Source organism: Rhizobium sp. BR 250 (genome assembly GCF_047445855.1).
GTDB classification, from domain to species: Bacteria; Pseudomonadota; Alphaproteobacteria; order Rhizobiales; family Rhizobiaceae; genus Agrobacterium; species Agrobacterium tumefaciens_I.
This window is the reverse complement of record NZ_JARWKW010000008.1, coordinates 38577-56426: the sequence shown is the minus strand read 5'-3', so window position 1 is coordinate 56426 and position 17850 is coordinate 38577. Positions and strand designations below refer to the sequence as shown.

At 58.4% G+C, this 17850-nt stretch carries 14 protein-coding genes; 6 read left to right on the top strand and 8 right to left on the bottom strand.

Features of this window, described 5'->3' with window-relative positions; genetic code table 11:
* Positions 1-14 precede the first annotated feature (14 nt).
* Positions 15-3665, top strand: a complete 3651-nt coding sequence (locus QD336_RS14440) for a cadherin-like domain-containing protein (protein WP_499171129.1) — start codon at positions 15-17, stop codon at positions 3663-3665.
* Between the two features lie 678 nt (positions 3666-4343).
* On the opposite strand, the gene QD336_RS14435 is transcribed toward QD336_RS14440, so the two are convergent.
* From QD336_RS14435 to QD336_RS14415, 5 genes are all read right to left on the bottom strand, one after another.
* Positions 4344-5927, bottom strand: a complete 1584-nt coding sequence (locus tag QD336_RS14435) for a Na+/H+ antiporter (RefSeq protein WP_499171128.1) — start codon at positions 5925-5927, stop codon at positions 4344-4346.
* Positions 5928-5990: 63 nt separating this feature from the next.
* Positions 5991-6500, bottom strand: coding sequence for an ethanolamine ammonia-lyase light chain EutC (locus tag QD336_RS14430; RefSeq protein WP_499171246.1), 510 nt, complete (start codon positions 6498-6500; stop codon positions 5991-5993).
* A gap of 142 nt (positions 6501-6642) precedes the next feature.
* Positions 6643-7851, bottom strand: a complete 1209-nt coding sequence (locus tag QD336_RS14425; RefSeq protein ID WP_499171127.1) for a multidrug effflux MFS transporter — start codon at positions 7849-7851, stop codon at positions 6643-6645.
* A 75-nt stretch (positions 7852-7926) separates the two neighbouring features.
* Positions 7927-9384, bottom strand: a complete 1458-nt coding sequence (locus QD336_RS14420; RefSeq protein ID WP_499171126.1) for an aldehyde dehydrogenase — start codon at positions 9382-9384, stop codon at positions 7927-7929.
* Positions 9385-9445: 61 nt separating this feature from the next.
* Entirely contained in the window at positions 9446-10501 is a 1056-nt protein-coding gene (locus QD336_RS14415; RefSeq protein ID WP_499171125.1) for a zinc-dependent alcohol dehydrogenase family protein, read from the bottom strand.
* Positions 10502-10763: 262 nt separating this feature from the next.
* On the opposite strand from QD336_RS14415, the gene QD336_RS14410 reads away from it, so the two are divergent.
* The gene (locus QD336_RS14410) at positions 10764-11222 is read left to right on the top strand and encodes a MarR family winged helix-turn-helix transcriptional regulator (protein WP_499171124.1); all 459 of its coding nucleotides are present in this window, start codon (positions 10764-10766) and stop codon (positions 11220-11222) included.
* Positions 11223-11233: 11 nt separating this feature from the next.
* On the opposite strand, the gene QD336_RS14405 is transcribed toward QD336_RS14410, so the two are convergent.
* Positions 11234-12148, bottom strand: a complete 915-nt coding sequence (locus tag QD336_RS14405; RefSeq protein ID WP_499171123.1) for a LysR family transcriptional regulator — start codon at positions 12146-12148, stop codon at positions 11234-11236.
* 110 nt (positions 12149-12258) lie between these two features.
* On the opposite strand from QD336_RS14405, the gene QD336_RS14400 reads away from it, so the two are divergent.
* The 3 genes from QD336_RS14400 to QD336_RS14390 all read left to right on the top strand — a co-directional run bounded on the left by QD336_RS14400 (position 12259) and on the right by QD336_RS14390 (position 14808).
* The gene (locus tag QD336_RS14400) at positions 12259-12894 is read left to right on the top strand and encodes an SDR family oxidoreductase (protein ID WP_499171122.1); all 636 of its coding nucleotides are present in this window, start codon (positions 12259-12261) and stop codon (positions 12892-12894) included.
* Between the two features lie 65 nt (positions 12895-12959).
* Entirely contained in the window at positions 12960-13886 is a 927-nt protein-coding gene (locus QD336_RS14395; protein ID WP_499171121.1) for an alpha/beta hydrolase, read from the top strand.
* A 127-nt stretch (positions 13887-14013) separates the two neighbouring features.
* The gene (locus tag QD336_RS14390; protein ID WP_499171120.1) at positions 14014-14808 is read left to right on the top strand and encodes an SDR family oxidoreductase; all 795 of its coding nucleotides are present in this window, start codon (positions 14014-14016) and stop codon (positions 14806-14808) included.
* 240 nt (positions 14809-15048) lie between these two features.
* On the opposite strand, the gene QD336_RS14385 is transcribed toward QD336_RS14390, so the two are convergent.
* Entirely contained in the window at positions 15049-15180 is a 132-nt protein-coding gene (locus QD336_RS14385) for a hypothetical protein (protein ID WP_499171119.1), read from the bottom strand.
* 543 nt (positions 15181-15723) lie between these two features.
* On the opposite strand from QD336_RS14385, the gene QD336_RS14380 reads away from it, so the two are divergent.
* Positions 15724-16395 carry a response regulator gene (locus tag QD336_RS14380; protein WP_499171118.1) on the top strand — a complete coding sequence of 224 codons (672 nt, stop codon included), beginning with the start codon at positions 15724-15726 and terminating at the stop codon, positions 16393-16395.
* Positions 16396-16418: 23 nt separating this feature from the next.
* Here the strand turns inward: QD336_RS14380 and QD336_RS14375 are convergent, their stop codons facing one another.
* Entirely contained in the window at positions 16419-17651 is a 1233-nt protein-coding gene (locus tag QD336_RS14375; protein ID WP_499171117.1) for a sensor histidine kinase, read from the bottom strand.
* Between the last annotated feature and the right edge of the window lie 199 nt (positions 17652-17850).

Sequence of the window (17850 nt, the reverse complement as noted above, 5' to 3'; positions counted from 1 at the left end):
GCCCGGAGGGGTCCATGGCAGCTATCCAGCTTATTGCGTTTATGGGGCAATCCAACGCCGACAACATGTTCAACCTTTATGGGGACAATGATTCCGGCGCTTCGGTTCTTGCGGCCGAGCTCTCGTCTTATCTCGGCATCTCCGGCGGTGTTTCGGCGTCCACGCTGAAAACAACGATCCAGAGCACGGGAACATCATCGAAATTTACGACCGCCAACAATGTGGTGGTCCAGGATTTCGCCAAGGGGGCGAGCGGCGTCGATGGCAATGCGTCTGATGCTCCGGGCCCGGATCTGCTTTGGTGGTATCCCGACACGAATACGCCCGGAGCACTGGCGCAGGCTGCGATACAGGGCATCAATGCTTCGGTTGAGGCCCTTGAGGCGCAGGGCTATAGGGTCGAGCTGAAAATTGTCTGGGCGCAGGGCGAGGCGGACGCCAAGCGTATCATGGACGGTACGAGCGACGTCGAGACCTATAAGGAAGCGACGGTCGAGGTGCTGGATTATATCCGCGCCCAGACCGATCCAGCCGCGCCGGTTTTCATACAGGAGGTTGCCGATACGGCCTATACGGGTTCTGATGCCCGCTGGAACGGAGGGCAGGATATCGTTCGCGAGGCGCAGCGCGAAATCGCGGCCAGTCGCGACGACATCTATATCGGTTCGATCACCGAAGATCTGCCGCTGAAGGATCAGGTCCACACGGATAATGAATCCTACGAAGTGGTTGGAGGCCGACTTGCCAATTACATCGCTTATACGGAAGGGCTGACCGGCACAATTTCAGGGCCGCGTCCTTCGCCGGACCCGGATGAGGTGATGGAGCCCGGCGACACGGCTCCTGTTGCCGTTGCCGACAGCCACATTACCGTGACCGAGAACCGGACGACGGTCAGCAGCACGTTTAATCTGCTTACCAATGACAGCGATGTGGATGGTGATGTCCTGCGGGTGACGCAGGCAACCTACGGTTCCAAGGCTTCCGCCATTCAGGCAGCGGAAACCGCCATTTCCGGCAAATACGGCACGTTTTATATCAGTCCGAATGGCAGCTATTATTACAAGGTGGACCCAACCCTCGCCACCACCAACGCCATTGCGGCCGGGCAGACCGCCGAGGACAATCTCACCTATCGGATTTCCGACGGGCGCGGTGGAACAGCCAGCGCCGTCGTCACGGTGACGATCACCGGTCTCAACGATGCGCCGACGGCGGTCGCCGATACCGCCTCGGTCGTCAAAACCGTTTCGGGCAACGGCAATCTCCTGACCAACGATCTCGATCCTGATACCGGCGACGTTCTTTCCGTGCTTTTCGGCAGCGCTGCCGGCGGGGCGATGCAAAGCGTGACGTCCGGCGGAACCACCATTGTCGGCAGTTACGGATCGCTGATCCTGAAAAGCGATGGAAGCTGGGTCTATCAACCCAACCAGAGCAATGCTGCCGTTGCAGCACTTTCCGGCTCCGCATCGTTATCGGAAGTCTTCAACTATACCGTCCGCGACGGCGCAGGTCTCCAGTCCTCGGCGTCGCTGACGGTGTCCATTCGCGCCTCCTCTACAGGTGGCGAGCCCCAACCGACGATCAGCGGAACGGCGGCAGCCGATACGCTGCGCGGCGCGGCAGGCGCAGACGTGATTGCCGGCCTGGGCGGTAACGATACGATCAAGGGGCTTATCGGAGATGACATCCTCTTCGGTGGCGACGGCAATGACTATCTTGAGGGCAACGAGGGCAATGACCGGCTTGACGGTGGTGCAGGTGTCGACACGCTGAAAGGTGGTGCGGGTGCTGATACCTTCGTTATCAGCAGCATGAGCGATATAGGCGATATCGTTTCCGATTTTCGGTCCGATGACTTCCTTGATCTTTCCGGCATTCTGGCAACTCCCTCCGGAACGACGGGCGCGAGCGCATTTGCGGCGGGCTATATCCGCCTTTCACAGTCGGGCGCGGATACCCTCGTTGAGGTGGACGTGGACGGCGCCTCCGGACCCGGCGTCTTCGCAACGGTTGCGACGCTCAGCGGGATTACGGCGTCGAGTGTGAAGGCGGCGCAGTTCATCGTCACGCCGTCGGTTCCGTCCGGGCCTGCCAATACCGCGCCGTCCGCGACAGGCGAGGTCAGATCCGTTTCGGAAGATGGCCCGGGTAACACGGTTTCCGGCAACCTGCTTGCCAACGATCAGGATAGCGACGGCGATATCCTGTCGCTCGCCTCGATCGTGATCAAGGGCGTAACCTATTCGCTGGGCGCGTCGCAAACCATTCAGACCAGTTACGGCGCGCTGACGGTCGCCGCCAATGGCGACTATAGCTTTACGCCATCTGCAACCAATCCGGTCGTCAACGCGCTATATTTCGACAATCTGGTCGAGAGTTTCGAATACACAGTTTCGGACGGTCGCGGCGGAACCGCCAAGGCCAGCCTCTCGATCACGATTGCAGGCAGCAACGACGCGCCTGTGGCGGTCAGCGACACCGGCATCGTGTCGGTCAATGCCAGCGTGATCGGCAATGTCGTCGCTAATGACACGGATCCCGATGCCGGCGATTTCATGGCGGTGACCCGCGTGGTGCATGGCTCGTCAAGTGTTGCCGTCACGGGAAACGATACACAATTGGCGGGTACATACGGCCTGCTGGTCATCGATCCCGATGGCACTTACAGTTACGTTCCGAATGTTGCCGACCCGGCGGTTTCCGGCCTTTCGGGCAGTTCGACGCTGACCGAGACCTTCAGCTACACCATTCGCGATGAGACGGGTCTGCAATCGACGGCCAGTCTGGTGTTCACAATCAAGGGAGCGAACCATGCTCCGGTTGCCGCCGACGATGTGGCGACAGCGACGGCAGGCGCGACCAGTGCCACTGGAACCGTTCTCGGCAATGATAGCGACGTCGATACCGGAGATGCATTGACGGTCCTGTCTGCCAGCGGCACCGGCACAACCGTCAACGTTACGGGCGCGGGAAGTACAATTGCGGGCAGCTTCGGAACACTTGTTCTGAAAGCAGGCGGTGCCTGGAGTTACGATGTAGACGAGACAAACCCATCCGTTGCAGGCCTGTCGGAAACCTCCAGCCTCACGGACATCTTTCGCTACACAATCCGGGACGGCCAGGGCGCGACGGCGACGGCGACGCTGTCCCTGACGGTCAAGGGCGCGCCGGCCAGCGGCGGTCCGGGATATGGAACCCCAACCATCGTCGGGACAGAAGCGGGCGAAACGATATCCGGCCTGGCCGGCAACGATATCATCGAAGGCAGGGGCGGCAATGATGTTATCAAGGGCAGGCTCGGCGATGACGTCCTCGTTGGCGGCTCCGGCAACGACACGATGGAGGGTAATGAGGGCGACGATGTACTGTATGGTGGAACCGGCAATGACCAAATGAAGGGCGGAGCGGGTGCCGATGAGTTATGGTTCGGCAGCGGTCACGGCGCTGATATCGTGCATCAGTTGCGGGCCGACGACACTCTGGTATTCACCAGCGATCTTTTTGTGTCCAAGGCCGCTTTGCTGGCGGCCGTAACGGTGGTTTCGGTAAATGAACTGTTGGTTGCGACGCCGGATGGCGGTTCGATCCAGTTCCTGGACACCACACTGAGCGATTTGCAAAAGAGCGGTTTCGCGGTCACAGACGGCTTGTTTGTTTAAGCTGTCGCCGATGGTCTTATTATTCCTATTTGCTGTGCCGACAAGGCCCAAGCTTGGAACATCGTATTCGATTGCCGACCCATGGGGACACCGACAACGGTATTAGGGCTGGCCACATTTGCTAAATTTCAAGTTGTAGTCGACGATTGCGTCTGGTCTTTTTTCCGCACGAAGAAGGAGATAGCGATGGTGTGGATGTCGAGGAGACAGTCACGGCCGGGACCGGAGGGAATGCCTATTGTTTCGCGCATGTCGCGGATAGTTGTGACTGCCCGTTCGAGCATACGTCGCTTCTGATAGCCATGGAGGTGATCCAGCCTGTTCGATCGCGGACAAGTTCGGCAATGAAGCTGTTCGGTTAGGATCATGGCATGAGGTTGCTGGGTCGACCAACGGGGTCAACAGAAGATCAAAGTCACATCTTGAGAATACGCTGTAATGCTGCTGCATCAGGATCGAACGGGAGGCGATATCGATATTTCGGTTATAATTACGATGTTTTTTCATATTTATCAGCATTTTATAAAATATATTTCAAGTGAAATATTAGGGACGATGTAAACGCGGTCGACACCTTCTGGGTCACCCGTAAGAGCGATAGGCGATAATTCGGGGAAGTCGTAAACGGGCCGGAAGTAGTAAGTTTCGCTGGAGAGGGACGCAGGAGTCGCCCCTCAGTCACGCCTTCGCAGAAATTGCGCTGAGCTCTTCAAGATCGAGATCATGCTCAAGCTCTCTTAGCGTTTCGTCATCGATCTTTCCTTCTCGGCGCAAGCGAATAAGTTCCGTTCTGCCGGCGGCGACAGCCTGAAGAACGACATCGAAATGGGCATGAAGAAGTGGCGAATATTTCTCGGTGCTTTCGGCGTATTTGACACTTGCCGCCAGTCGATGTTCGTATCTCTTCAGGAGTTGCGGATGGATCAGTTCTCCGTTTCCATCGTAAGCAAGCCCCTGAACAGTTGCAAACTGGACCTGCGCCATTGAGGCTTCGGCCTCACTCATCGTCATCGGTGCGCTCTCTGGTTCGATATTGCCAAGCCCAGCCCAGGCTATAATCCGTCCGAGCGTCGTTCCTTGTATGAGGACGGTTCCCACAATCACCGCGAAGGCCATGACCAGAATGAAGTCGCGTCCCGGGAAATCTTCCGGCAGGCTGAGAGCAAGCGCCAGCGTGACGACGCCGCGCATGCCTGCCCAACCGAGCGCTGTCACCCCTCCTGGTCCGAGGGGTTTCGAGCGAGCGAGTTTCAAGCCATGAAATAACCTGATGACGAAATCCGATGCGCATATCCACACGAACCGCGCGATGACGAGCGTAACGAGGATCGTCACCGCGGGGAGGGCCATCGAGCCAACCAGTGAGCCAAAGCCGCCGCCACGTTCAACGACGTCCCGTAGCGACAGTCCTATCAGGATGAAAACCATTGCCTCCATGAGGAAAACAAGAACGTTCCAGAATGACGTCCCGCGCATACGCGTCGCGGCAGACAGCACAGTGTGCTGATGCCATGATGCAATCAATCCGGCGGTCACCGTAGCGATCACGCCGGACGCATGCATCTGTTCCGCTAAAAGATAGGCGGCCCACGATAGAATGGCCGTCGCAGCAATCATCAGATATTCGTCGCCTAGATGCCGGACCAGCTTGACCCACGCGAAACCGACAACCGCACCGATTGCCGCGCCACCTGCAGCCAGAAAGACGAATGCAGCGAGTGCGTCGGTGGTGCTGAATGTACTGCCGGCCGCAGCCGCCACGGCAAAACGAAAGAGTACGAGCCCGCTGGCATCATTCAGGAGGCTTTCTCCTTCCAGAAGGATCTGGAGGCGTCTGGGTATCTTGACCCTTTCCAGCACGGCACGAGCCGAAACTGCGTCAGGAGGTGAGACGATAGCCCCAAGGGCAGCGCAGGCAGCCCACGGCAGGGACGGCATGAGGAGGTGAACAACAACGGTAATGACGGCTGTCGTGAACAACACCGCGCCGATTGCGAGGGACGCAATGCCGAAGACATGCCGTTTCAAACGGTCCACGGCGATCGACCACGCTCCATCGAGCAGCAGTGGCGGTAAGAAAATCACCAGAACCAGTTCCGGATTGACGGAGATCGTGGGCAAACCGGGGACGAATGCCAACGTTCCTCCGCCCACCAGAAGCGCTACGGATGGCGGCAGGCTCATGCGATGGGCGATGTAATGCAGCACGATAATGGCAAGAAACATCGCGATCACGAGTTCGAACAGATGCGTGCCGTCCATATGCGCCCCCAATCCGCGTCGGACTCATATCAAATGACGAGTTTCGTGAAAAAGCAACGGTACTCATTTTTGCTGGCTTGACGGAGTTCCGGCAATTATCACCAGCTCTTTAGGCGGCACCGCACCGTTCTGGTTTTCAAGAAGCGCTGTGATGGCAGCCTTGAGGCCTACACCGCTGACTCGGGTGCTCATCATATCCCTTGTAAGGGCGGTAATAATTTCGGCAGCTTCGCGGGTCGGTAAGCCGCCATCCCTGATGTTGGAGACACAGTTGCGGTTGGAATCCGGGTTTCCCGACGTCGGGCCAAAAGTGATGTAGGCACCGAGACTGTCGGCAGCTGAAAGCCCGGGACGTTCGCCCACAAGCACGATCGTCAATTCTGCGCCTAATGCCTCACCGATAGGATCACCAATTGCGACGCGCGCCTGATTAGCAAGGACAATTGGCGAGGACGCCAGGTTAAGAGATGCCAGCCTCGGAACAAGCGCCTCGATCAAAGGCACCGCATTGAGGTCAACCGCGCTAGACGAAAGGCCGTCCGCGACGATGATTGCGACATCGTAGCCTTCGATTGGGCGAGGGCGTCCGCCAGCTTCTGTTCTGGTCCAGTCCTGCCGTCAGCCCTTTTTACGGCAATATGGGGTATTTCCTCGGTCTTCCTGTGCGGCGGGCAGAACAGGGTTTCGTCTACGTTTTCGGGCTGATTTTCCTGAATCAACGCCTTATCCGACCGGCGGCGAAGAACGCGACCTGCGCCAGACAGCCGGCCACGAACAGCGTCGTCCCGGCCGCGAGAGCCGGATTTCCACCAAGTCCGCCGGCCGCAGCGCACAACGCTCCGATCGCCATCTGTACACAGCCGTAGATGCCCGACGCGGACCCGGCGATCGAGGGATTGACTGAAAGCGCTTCCGACAGGGCCATTGGCGACGCGATACCGACGCCAAAACTGAAGAGGATCATCGGCAGAACGACACCGGGAACGCTGAGCCGATCGACAAGCACGAGAGCCAGAAATACAATCGCTCCAACGCAGCCAATCAGATTGCCGCCGATGAGGAGAATGCGCGGAGGAACTCTACCGATCATCCGACTCGCGGTGAGGCTCCCGATCCAGGTGCCGACGAAATTAAGGGCGAGATAGGCACCGACCTCATGAGCGGGACGGTGCAGTTGCTGCACGAAGATGAAGGGAGCGGCGCCCACGAAGGCATAGATGGCGGTCGTCGCGAAGCTTCCCCCGAGCACGAAGCCGATGAAACGTGGCGAACGAAGCAGCTTTCCGTAGCTTTTCAGCAGCGGCGGTGCATCGTGAGATTTTCGCTCTGCAGTCTCAGGCAGACGGCGCCAGACGAGATAGAAATTCACCAGACCGAGCACGCCGAGCGCCACGAAAATGATGCGCCAGCCGGATATGGCAGCCAGCATGCTTCCGATCACAGGCGAAAGGCCAGGACCGGCGACGACCATCAGGTTCATCGTCGACAGCTTGCGCGCGGCGCCCTCGCCCGTATTGGTGTCGCGGACGATCGCCCTCCCGAGCACAAGTCCGGCTCCGCCGCCGAGCCCCTCGAAGAAGCGCGCCACGATTAGCATGTCGATGGAGGTTGATCCGAGCGCGAAGAGACTGGCGGCTGCGTAGAGAAGCATGCCGACCATCAGCACAGGCCGGCGCCCGTAACGGTCGGAGAACGGGCCGTAGGCGACCTGGGCGACTGCAAGCCCGACAATGTAAGCGCTCAGTGTGAGCTGCGTGGCACCGGCTGTCGCGTCGAAATGGGCGGCGACCAGCGGCAGGGCGGGCACAAAAATGTGCATCGCCAGCGTCCCCGTGAGGGTGATAAGGGCGAGCAGCCAAAGCGCTACCGTCTTCTGCCCAGGCGTGCGATCGGCCGTGCCGTTTTCGGCGGGTGAAACAGTCATCCTCGTACCTTCGCAATAAATGGTGAAATCCGGCGTCGCGTGAGTGATCCAATGGCGACGCCGGGATGTCTCTCGTCAGGCCATGACGATCGTCTTTGATTCCATGAAGGCAGTCAGACCCTCGATGCCGCCCTCCCGACCGACGCCTGACTGCTTGAAGCCACCGAAGCCGATGGAGAAGTCAGTGCGGGGACCGTTGTGACCGACGGTCCCGGAACGAAGCTGTCGGGCTACATGCAGTGCGCGGTCGCGGTCGTTGGTGAAGACTGCGGCGTTCAGGCCGAACGGACTATCGTTGGCCATGCGAATGGCGTTGGCTTCGTCATCGGCGGGAATGACGCTGAGGACCGGTCCAAAAATCTCCTCCTGCGCGATAGATGAGCTGTTGTCGACATTGGCGAACACGGTGGGTTCGAAGAAGAAGCCGCGCGACAGATGATCGGGCCGCTTGCCGCCGGCCGCCAGTGTCGCCCCGTCGGCGATGCCCCTGGCGACAAAACGCTCGACGGTCTCGCGCTGGCGTGCGCTGGCCAGCGGTCCCGACATCGTCGCTGCATCGAACGGATCGCCGACGACGATGTTGCGGGCGATTTCGGAGAGCGCCTCGACCATTTGGTCGTGTTTCGCCCGCGGCACGATGATGCGGGTCAGGCTGTGGCAGATCTGCCCGGTATTGTAGCCGAAATAGGAATTGCCAAGCGTATTGGCCGCTTCCTCGATATCGTAATCGTCGAGCACGACGGCGGGAGATTTTCCGCCAAGTTCCAGCGTCACGCGGGCGATACGGTCCGCAGCGACGGCGGCGATCCGGCGGCCCGCGCCGGTGGAGCCGGTAAACGTGATCTTGTCCACATCGGGGTTGCGAACCAGTTCCTCGGAAACGTCGCGGTCGGCGGTAACGACATTGACCACGCCGCGCGGCAGGCCGATCTCCTTGCAGATCTCGGCGAACATATAGGCGGAGGTCGGCGCTTCCGGCGACGACTTGATGACGAGCGTGCAGCCGGCAAGCAGGGCCGGCGCTGTCTTGTAGGCCATCAGGCCCGCAGGCCCGTTCCACGGAATGATCTCGGCGACGACGCCGACCGGCTCATAGACCTTGTAGGCGGCGTTGCCGGTAACGGAGCGGTGTTCCTCGCTGAAGGGGAAGGTCGACGCCATCTCTGCGTACTGCCGGAAGGCACCGCTGATGAAGAGGCCGATGCGCGGCTGCGCCACCTTGTAGACGATACCCGTCTCGATGGACCAGCCACGGGCGAATTCATCATTGGCCGCTTCAAGGCGCTCGGCGATCTTTTCCAGATAGACGCCGCGCTCCTGCGGCGTCATGCGTGGCCATGGGCCGTTGTCGAAAGCCTCGCGGGCGGCGGCGACCGCCTTCTGCATGTCGGCCGAATTGGCCTTGGCGACGCGGGCCACGGTTTCCTCGGTCGAGCAATCGAGAACCGCGAAGGTTTCGCCAGTGGAGGGGGCGACCCACTCGCCGCCGATAAAGAACTTGTCCGGATGCTTGAGTTCGATTGTTCTGGTCATGATTGTCTCCTGCCGCGCATGGCGGCTATCATCGGGTTTCCATTGGATCCGGCGGCGGGCTTCAGAAGGTGAAGACGCCCTTGCCGCCGGCCTGCTTGTTGAAGTCGAAATAAGCTTCGGCGGCCTGGCTGAGCCTCCATTCGTCCGTGAAGATGCGGTCGACTTCGACGCCGTGGTCGGCGATAAAGTGAGCGCATTCCTTCATGCCAACTTCGGAGAAGGTAAAGGAGCCGACGAGCGTTCGCTGCCGGGCGATCAGATCCTTCATGACGTCGAGCGTAACATTCCCGCCGACGGCGATCAGCGCAATGCGCCCCCAGAGGGCGGTGCTGCGCACCGCCTGGGTGCGGACCTGTTCGTGGCCGGCACAGTCGACCGCGCAGGTCGCGCCCTTGCCGCCGGTCAACTTCAGGATTTCCTCCACGGGGTCGGTCTTGCTGCCGTCGATGGCATGGGCAACACCGAATTGCTTCGAACGGACCAGTCGTTCGGCATTGATGTCGACGCCGAACACCTCCACGCCCATGGCCGCGGCCAGTTGCGCCACGGAAAGACCCACGGGACCAAGACCGTAGACGGCGAGGGTGTCACGCGCACTGACTTTGAGCCGAAGCAGCGCGCCATAGGCTGTGCCGGTCCCGCAGGCCACGGCAGCGCCGCCCTTGAAGGACATTTCCGCAGGCAGATGTACGAGCGAGGATACGGGCACTTTCATGTAGTCTGCGTGCCCGCCGTGCTCCGTCACACCATAGATGCGCGCGCCATGATCACAAAGTTGGGTCCATCCCGTCCGGCACTGATCGCAGTGGCAGCATCCCTCGTAATGGAACACCATCACACGGTCACCGACCTTGAACATACGATCGTCGATACCCGGTCCGAGCGCGCTGATCACGCCGCAGGGTTCATGTCCGCCGATGATCGTATCGCTCGTCATGCGGTCACGCATGCCGAGCATTTCCAGGGAGTCGGCCATGCCGTGGCGGTAGTAATGAAGGTCCGTGCCGCACATTCCTGACGCCTTCATCTCAATGACTGCCTCACCCGGACCGGGTGTGGGATCGGGAAAATCGAGAAGCGCAATCTCACATTTTCCCCGGAAAATCATACCTTTCATAGTGTCTCTCCGGATTGGCGACCGGTAGCCATTGATCGGGCGCCAAAGTTCAGATGCCTATCGGGAAGGGCACGTCAGTCCTTCAAGAATAGGTGTGTACACACATAAATATGCCTGCGTCGAAGAACCTACAATGCGGGATGGCTTCAAACTGTTTTGAGCAGGACTTCCTAATCCTGCCAGGCGAGGCAGCATCATGACCTTTTCCGACTGGACAGAACGCGTTAGATATAGCCATGCACATATCGCCGCCTGACCGCTCATGATGACCGAAAAAGAGAACGCCGAAGCCGCGCTGACCATGGCGCTGTCGATCGCTGCCCGCAAAATGCGCAATGTCTTCGACGCCAGGGTGCGGACCAAAGGGCTGACGCTGGCAAAGGCGCGAGCGCTTCAGTATCTCGCCCGGCAACTCAATGTCAGCCAGCGCGACCTCGCAAACCACCTCGAGATCGAACACCCGTCGGCGGTGCGCCTGCTTGACGGCCTTGCCAAACAGGGCTTGATCGTCCGCCGTCCCATGGAGGGCGACCGCCGCGCCAACAGGATCGAACTGACCGAAGCGTCCAGAGGGCTTGTCGAAGAGCTGGACAGGATCACCAAAACCATGCGCAAGGATCTGCTCGACGGGCTCGACCCGGACGCACTCGCCAGCACGCTTGCCGTCCTTCAGAACATCGCGGATCGTGGCGATGCGCTCCTCGGCGGGAAAGCCGATTGACGCGAACCTGCCTACCGCTCAAGTTGCCGCCGCTTCTCCACGAGGAAATCGACGAAGACCCGGAGCTTGGCCGGCATCTGGTCGCGGGATGGCACATAGAGATTGAAGCCCTCGAAAGGCGGGCACCAATCCTCCATCACACGCACCAATGCGCCCGAAGCCAGATGCTGACGCACTGCAAAGTCCAGATGCATCACAAGCCCGAGTCCTTGGAGGGCGGCACTCAGCATGACATCGTCGCTGTTGGTGGCAAATGTTCCGACAGGCTGGAACAGCCGCTCCTCGCCTGAGCGAGGGTCCGTCAGCTCCCAGCGGAAAACGGCCCCGCTGCTCGACTGACGAAAGCCGACGCAATTATGGCTTGCCAGATCCTCGAGCAGCTTCGGGGCCGGATTGGCCGCGAAGTAGGCCGGTGAAGCGACGACAGCTAGAGAAACAGGTGGCGTGATCGGTACGGCAACCATCGTGTCCGTCACGCTTTCGCGCAGACGGATGCCCGCATCGCAGCCTTCCCGGACAATATCTCCCAGACCATCATCGATGAACAGTTCGACATGTACTTCAGGATATCGGCGGGCGAACTCTCCCAGGTGCGGCTCGATGAAATGATGCGTGACGACACGCGGAGCGTTCAGCCGGATTTCACCACTCGGCTTCTCACGCGCCTCGCCGACCGCGACCACCGCATGCGAGATCATCGCAAGCCCCGGCTCGACCTGGGACAGCAGCTTCCTGCCGTCATCGGTCAGCGATACCGAGCGTGTCGACCGGTTGAGAAGGCGGACGCCCAATTGCTGCTCGAGGGTTCTGATCGTTTGTGACAGGCCCGATGGAGAGATGCCAATCCGGCCGGCGGCACGAGTATAGCTTCCCTCGCGGGCGACTTCCGCGAAGGCGGCGATGGCGGGAAGGAGATTGCGGTCCATGCGCGCTCATTGTGAACTATTGCTTCAAACTCATTGAAGGATGCCCCCATTTTTTTCGGTCGTCTACAGGCTTATGTTACCTTCATGCAATAAACCGCACGGAGAACGACATGACCAAAATCCTGATCCTCGGCGCAAGCGGCCAGATAGCGCGGCATGTGGTCGATATGCTGGCGGGGCGCGGCGATGCCGACATGACCCTGTTCCTGCGCGATGCGAAGAAGCTGGGCCGCGACGTTCCCGCCAATGCCCGTGTCATCGAGGGCGATGTTCACGACGCGGCGAAGCTGAAGGGCGCCCTGGCCGGTCAGGACGTCGTCTATGCCAACCTCGCCGGTGACGTCGACGCGCAGGCCGAAGCCATCATCGCCGCCATGAAGGACACCGGCGTTCGCAAGCTGATCTTCTGCACGACGCTCGGCATCTATGACGAAGTGCCCGGCAAGTTCGGCGAATGGAACAATCGCGAGATCGGCGAATATTTCCCGCCGTATCGCAAGGCCGCCGACCACATCGAAACGTCGGGTCTGGACTATGCCGTGCTGCGCCCGGCCTGGCTGACCGACGCCGATGAGATCGACTTCGAGACCACCGAACGCAACGAGCCCTTCAAGGGCACGGAAATCGCGCGCAAAAGCGTTGCTGCCGTGGTTGTCGAGCTGATCGAAGCGCCCGGCGCGCTCGGCAACCGCAATATCGGCATCAACAAGCCGGGCAGCGATGGCGACAAGCCTGCCTTCATGTGAGTGAGACCGACCCGCTTGCGGGCCGGTGACAATGCCCCTCAATCCCGAACCCAAGGAGATCGATCATGGAAACCGTGAAATTCCGCAATCGCGACATGTACTGGGATATCGCCGCCGATATCCATTTCCCGCCGAACTTCGACAAGTCGAAGACATATCCGGCCATCATCAGCGCGCATCCGATCGGAAGCTGCAAGGACCAGACCTCGGGCAACGTCTATGGCGAGGCGCTGGCAAAGGAAGGTTTCGTCGTCATCGCCTTCGACCGCAGCTTCCAGGGCGCCAGCGGCGGCGAGCCGCGCTCCATCGAAGATCCGACCCAGGCGGTTGAGGATTTCCGCCGTGTCGCCGACTATCTGGTGACGCTTCCTTACGTTGATGAAGACCGCATCGGCGTGCTCGGCATCTGCGGCGGCGGCGGTTACGCGATCAACGCCGCGATGACGGAACGCCGCATCAAGGCGGTCGGCACCGTCACCGGCGCAAACTATGGCCGCCTGATGCGCGGCAACTTCACCGCTCTCAACCCGATTGCCGCGCTGGAGGCGATGGCGAAGCAGCGCACGGCGGAAGCCCGCGGCGAGACGGTCAAGGTCGATGACCTGCTGCCGCCGTCGCCGGAAGAGGCCAAGCGCCTCGGCGTCACCGACCGCGACCCCTTCGAGGCAACCGAATACTACCGCACGCCGCGTGGCCAGAAGCCGAACGGGCTTAACCGCTCCGTGCCTTCGCATCAGGCCGCGGCAGTCGGCTGGGATGCCTTCCATCTCGCCGAAGTGCTGCTGACGCAGCCGCTCTGCGTCGTCGTCGGCGATCAGGTCGGCGCCTTCGGCGCCTATCGTGACGGCTGCGAGATCATCGAGCGGGCCGCTTCGAAGAAGAAGGAACTGGTCGTCGTCGAAGGCTGGTCGCATTACGACCTCTATGACAAGCCGGAGCCGGTAGCGCAGGCACTCGCGAAGCTGGTCCCGTTCTACAAAGAAAACCTCTGATCATAGCTGGCGGCCGTCACGCAAGTGGCTGCCGCTTTGCATGGCAGACCGTCGCCGAGACGAATGCACAGCTTAAGCGTTCAATTGCGGCGGCCATCTGATGAAGTGATGGAGCGAAAAGAACAAGATGAAGACAATATTTATTACCGGCGCGTCCACGGGCTTGGGAAAAGCGACTGCGACCCTGTTTCAGTCGCGAGGGTGGGAAGTCATCGCAACGATGCGAGATGTGGCCAAAGGTGCCGATCTGGCAAAGCTGGAAAACGTCACCGTGCTGCCGCTGGATGTTACCGACCCGGCACAGATCGAAAAAGCGGTTGCCAGCGCACTGGAACCGGGACCGGTGGATGTTGTCTTCAACAATGCAGGCTATGGTCTGGGCGGCCCGCTCGAAAATCTTTCCGATGCGGAAATCGTGCGGCTGTTCGATACGAACATGCTGGGCACGATCCGCGTGACCAAGGCGTTCATTCCCCATTTCAAGGCGCGGAAGCAGGGGATGTTCATCGCGACAACCTCGATGGCGGGGTTGATGGCGGTTCCATTCAACACGATCTGCAATGCCTCGAAATTTGCCATCGAAGGCTGGGCAGAGGGGATGTTCCAGGAACTCGGTCTGTTCAACATCGGAATAAAGACCGTCGCGCCGGGTATCATCAAATCGCAGTTTGGGGAGAACGCGATCTGGTCCGTCGGCGAGGAGTATAAGGGCGGCTTTGAGCGGTCGATGGCGCAGTTCGATTTCCAAAGCTATTTCTCCACTCCGGAAATGATTGCCGATGTGGTGTACGAGGCAGCGACAGACGGCAAAAAACAACTGCGATACGTTGCCGGTGAAGACGTAAACATGCATTTCGCGGAATATCAGGGACTGGGACGTCAGGCTTATGTGGAGCAACTGGCGGAAAAAATAATCCGGTGAGCCTATAGGCCAAAAGTGCTTCCCGTTGTGTCGGCACGCAAAATTGCATGACCGAAGCCGGTCAGCCTGGTGTTAGCTAAGCTGAGCTGTTCTGCAGCCGAGCGGCCGCTACTGAGTGGCGGCCGCTTTGACACGCTAGACCCCCGCCACGCGCCCGGCTTCACCGGGTGTTTTCGATGCTGCCCCCATATGGCGATCGAACCAGCCGATCAGGCGCTCCGGGTGCTGGCCGAAGTGGTTTTAGGCATAGAAACGCTGGTTGGATTCCTCGATCCACAGCAGTTCCTTTTCCGCCGCGCCGAGCGCATCGAAAATCTCCTGACCATCCTTCTCCGCATGAATGAGGAAGTCGCGCCGAAGCTGCGCCATCATGGTCGGCACCTTCACGGCGTGGGCATGCGGCAACCCTTCACGCTGCAGCCCGAAAAAGCCCGATACAATGCGCGGCGGCGATTAACTCAAACGTTGCATTAGGCGTAGGCGAAGACCGCAAGTTAAGATGAAATCCTGCCCCGGCAACCACTGAGACTTGAAATATTTGACCATTTGATAGCAGAATCATACTTGCCGTCAGCGCGTCAGGCGGTGCGATTCTGTTGCATCTGCTGAGCAAGCTCTACGGGTGAACCAGCGTCATCATTACGACGAACCTCAGCTTCCGCTTCAAGAACAGCTCAGCGCACGACACTAAAATGACAAGGGAGAAAACGAGGAACTTGATCACGACCGCAGACCCGAAACCTACCTGATAGGCGGGTAAGTTCTCAGTGACAATCAACATCGTAATTCGAAAGGGTTAATCCTGATAATACTTTAGGCCCAAAGTTTTTCCGGGACGTATTCATTTATAGCAAGTTGTTTAGAGTGATTCTATTGTGATACGTTTACAGCCTGAATAAACGTGAGGGTTGATAAATGTCATTGCCTGTGAGCACGCGTGTATCAGTAGCATTTGTCGACGATCACCCTATACTTCTCGAAGGGCTCGTAAGTCTCTATTCGGGCAAAAATGACCTCAAGATTGTTGGTGAAGGCCACAACGCTGTAGATGCCATTAAGCTCACAGAGCAGCTTTCTCCAGACGTTATCGTCATAGATCTCAGCATGCCAGGCGACTCGATGGCGGCAATTGAGGTTATAATTCAGACGATGCCTGATACCAAAGTCGTTATCTTCACTGCTACCTCTAGTATCGAAACCGCAGTGAAGGCTCTCAATGTCGGCGTATCCGGATATGTTCTCAAGGGAAGTAGTTCAACGGACCTTCACGAAGCAATAATCGCCGCTCACAAAGGCGAAAAATACATGACGCCTGGCTTTGCGACGAAGGTCATCATGTCAATGAAAGCTGCGGAAGCGCGGCAAAAAGCGATGCAAAACAAGCGTCTCAGTGCCCGAGAGGAGCAGATAGTCAGGCATTTGATGAGAGGGCAGACAAATCGCGAAATTGCGCGCAGCCTCGACATCAGCGAGAAGACGGTCAAACATTACATGACAATCCTTATGCAAAAGCTTGATGTGCGCAACAGAGTTGAAGCCGTACTAGCTGCCCAGAAAATCAATACGCCGAGCGATCTTTTCAACTGAAATAAGCAAGCGAAGCCAAGTGGTTATTCGCTTGTATTCGTGCTCGACAATTGATTGATTGGCAGAACCGCGACGACAATCGTGCCGGCCAGACGTCTGAAGACGCGCATTTTACCGCCAAACGATCTCACGCGCCGCCTCTGGCTCGTAATCCCAAGTTTCACACGGGCTGCTGCTTTTTGATCTGTGTGGACGACACGTTCGCCGAGATCCGCCACGACGACGATCAACTTGTTATCGTGGATCCGGTAGCGAACTTTCTGCTTATTGCTCGAAGCGTGTCGGAATGCATTCATGAGCCCTTCTTGAATAAAGCGATAGACGCATACGTTGAGATGGGGCTTGTAAACTTCCTTCGGTATCAGACCATCCATTTCAACAGGGAAAGCCGTAAGATCCCGATATCTCGCGACAGCTAACTTTATGGTCTCGCTTAAGCTGAGCTCATCAAGCTCTGGCAAAGCCAGACCTGCAGAAATTTTTCTGAGGTCTACCAGTACGCTGGAAACAAACTTGAGAAGCTTTTCCAGTTCATTGTCGACGAGTTTTCCGCTCGTTCGCTGCTCTGCGAGCATGTCGCTCAAGCGGAGATTGATGAGTGTTAAAACCTGAACCGGACCATCGTGCAGATCATTGCCAATCTGATCGAGTATTTTCTCGTTCAGCTTACCGGCCTCAAGGCGCGCATAATCTGCCGCTTTTCTTAGCTTGTCGTTCTGCTCCCATAAATCCAGAGCGTCGAGAAGATTTGCTTCAATCGCACGCTTTTGCCGGACGATCAGCCGACTTGCCGTTAGAGCAATAAGATACAGAAGTCCCAGCATTGGAAGAGTGATAGCCGCGACGATCAGGAACGTCCCACGCTGAGCCGAACGGAGCTCGCCGATGAGATAGTTCGGCTCTTCATAAAACTCTCCGACAAGAATGATCTTGCCGTTCTTGTCGCGCAGTAGCGGCGCATAGACTTCGATCAGGAAATTTTGTTTTTCATCGCCCGTATACGCGTGCTTGTCGACCTCTGTACGGGATACGACGATTTCACCCGATAAAGCGGCCTTCAACTCGTCGAAAACCCGCGGACGATCGATTTTCTGGTTGTTCGTCGAATAGAATATGCTGCCGTCTGCCTTCCAGAGCTTGATCGTGCGAACATGCTGACCAAGAGGTCCCGTGCCGAGGAGCGTCTCAAGACGTGAGGCAAGGACGGGATTGATCACATCATTGCTGATGTCCACTTCCTCGATGAGAGGCGACACGAAGGTCTCAAGATAAAGTGCTCCTACTCCGCCCGCCCCTGCGAGCATTGCCCGTTCAACGCGATCTGAAGCCCACAGCGTTAGACATGACATCAAGACAATTATGATCGGAGACATGAGGATCATGAATTGTGTTGAGAGGTGTAAGGCTCGAAATCTTTCAAGTAGAGATCGCCAGGAAAGATTCCATTTCACTGGC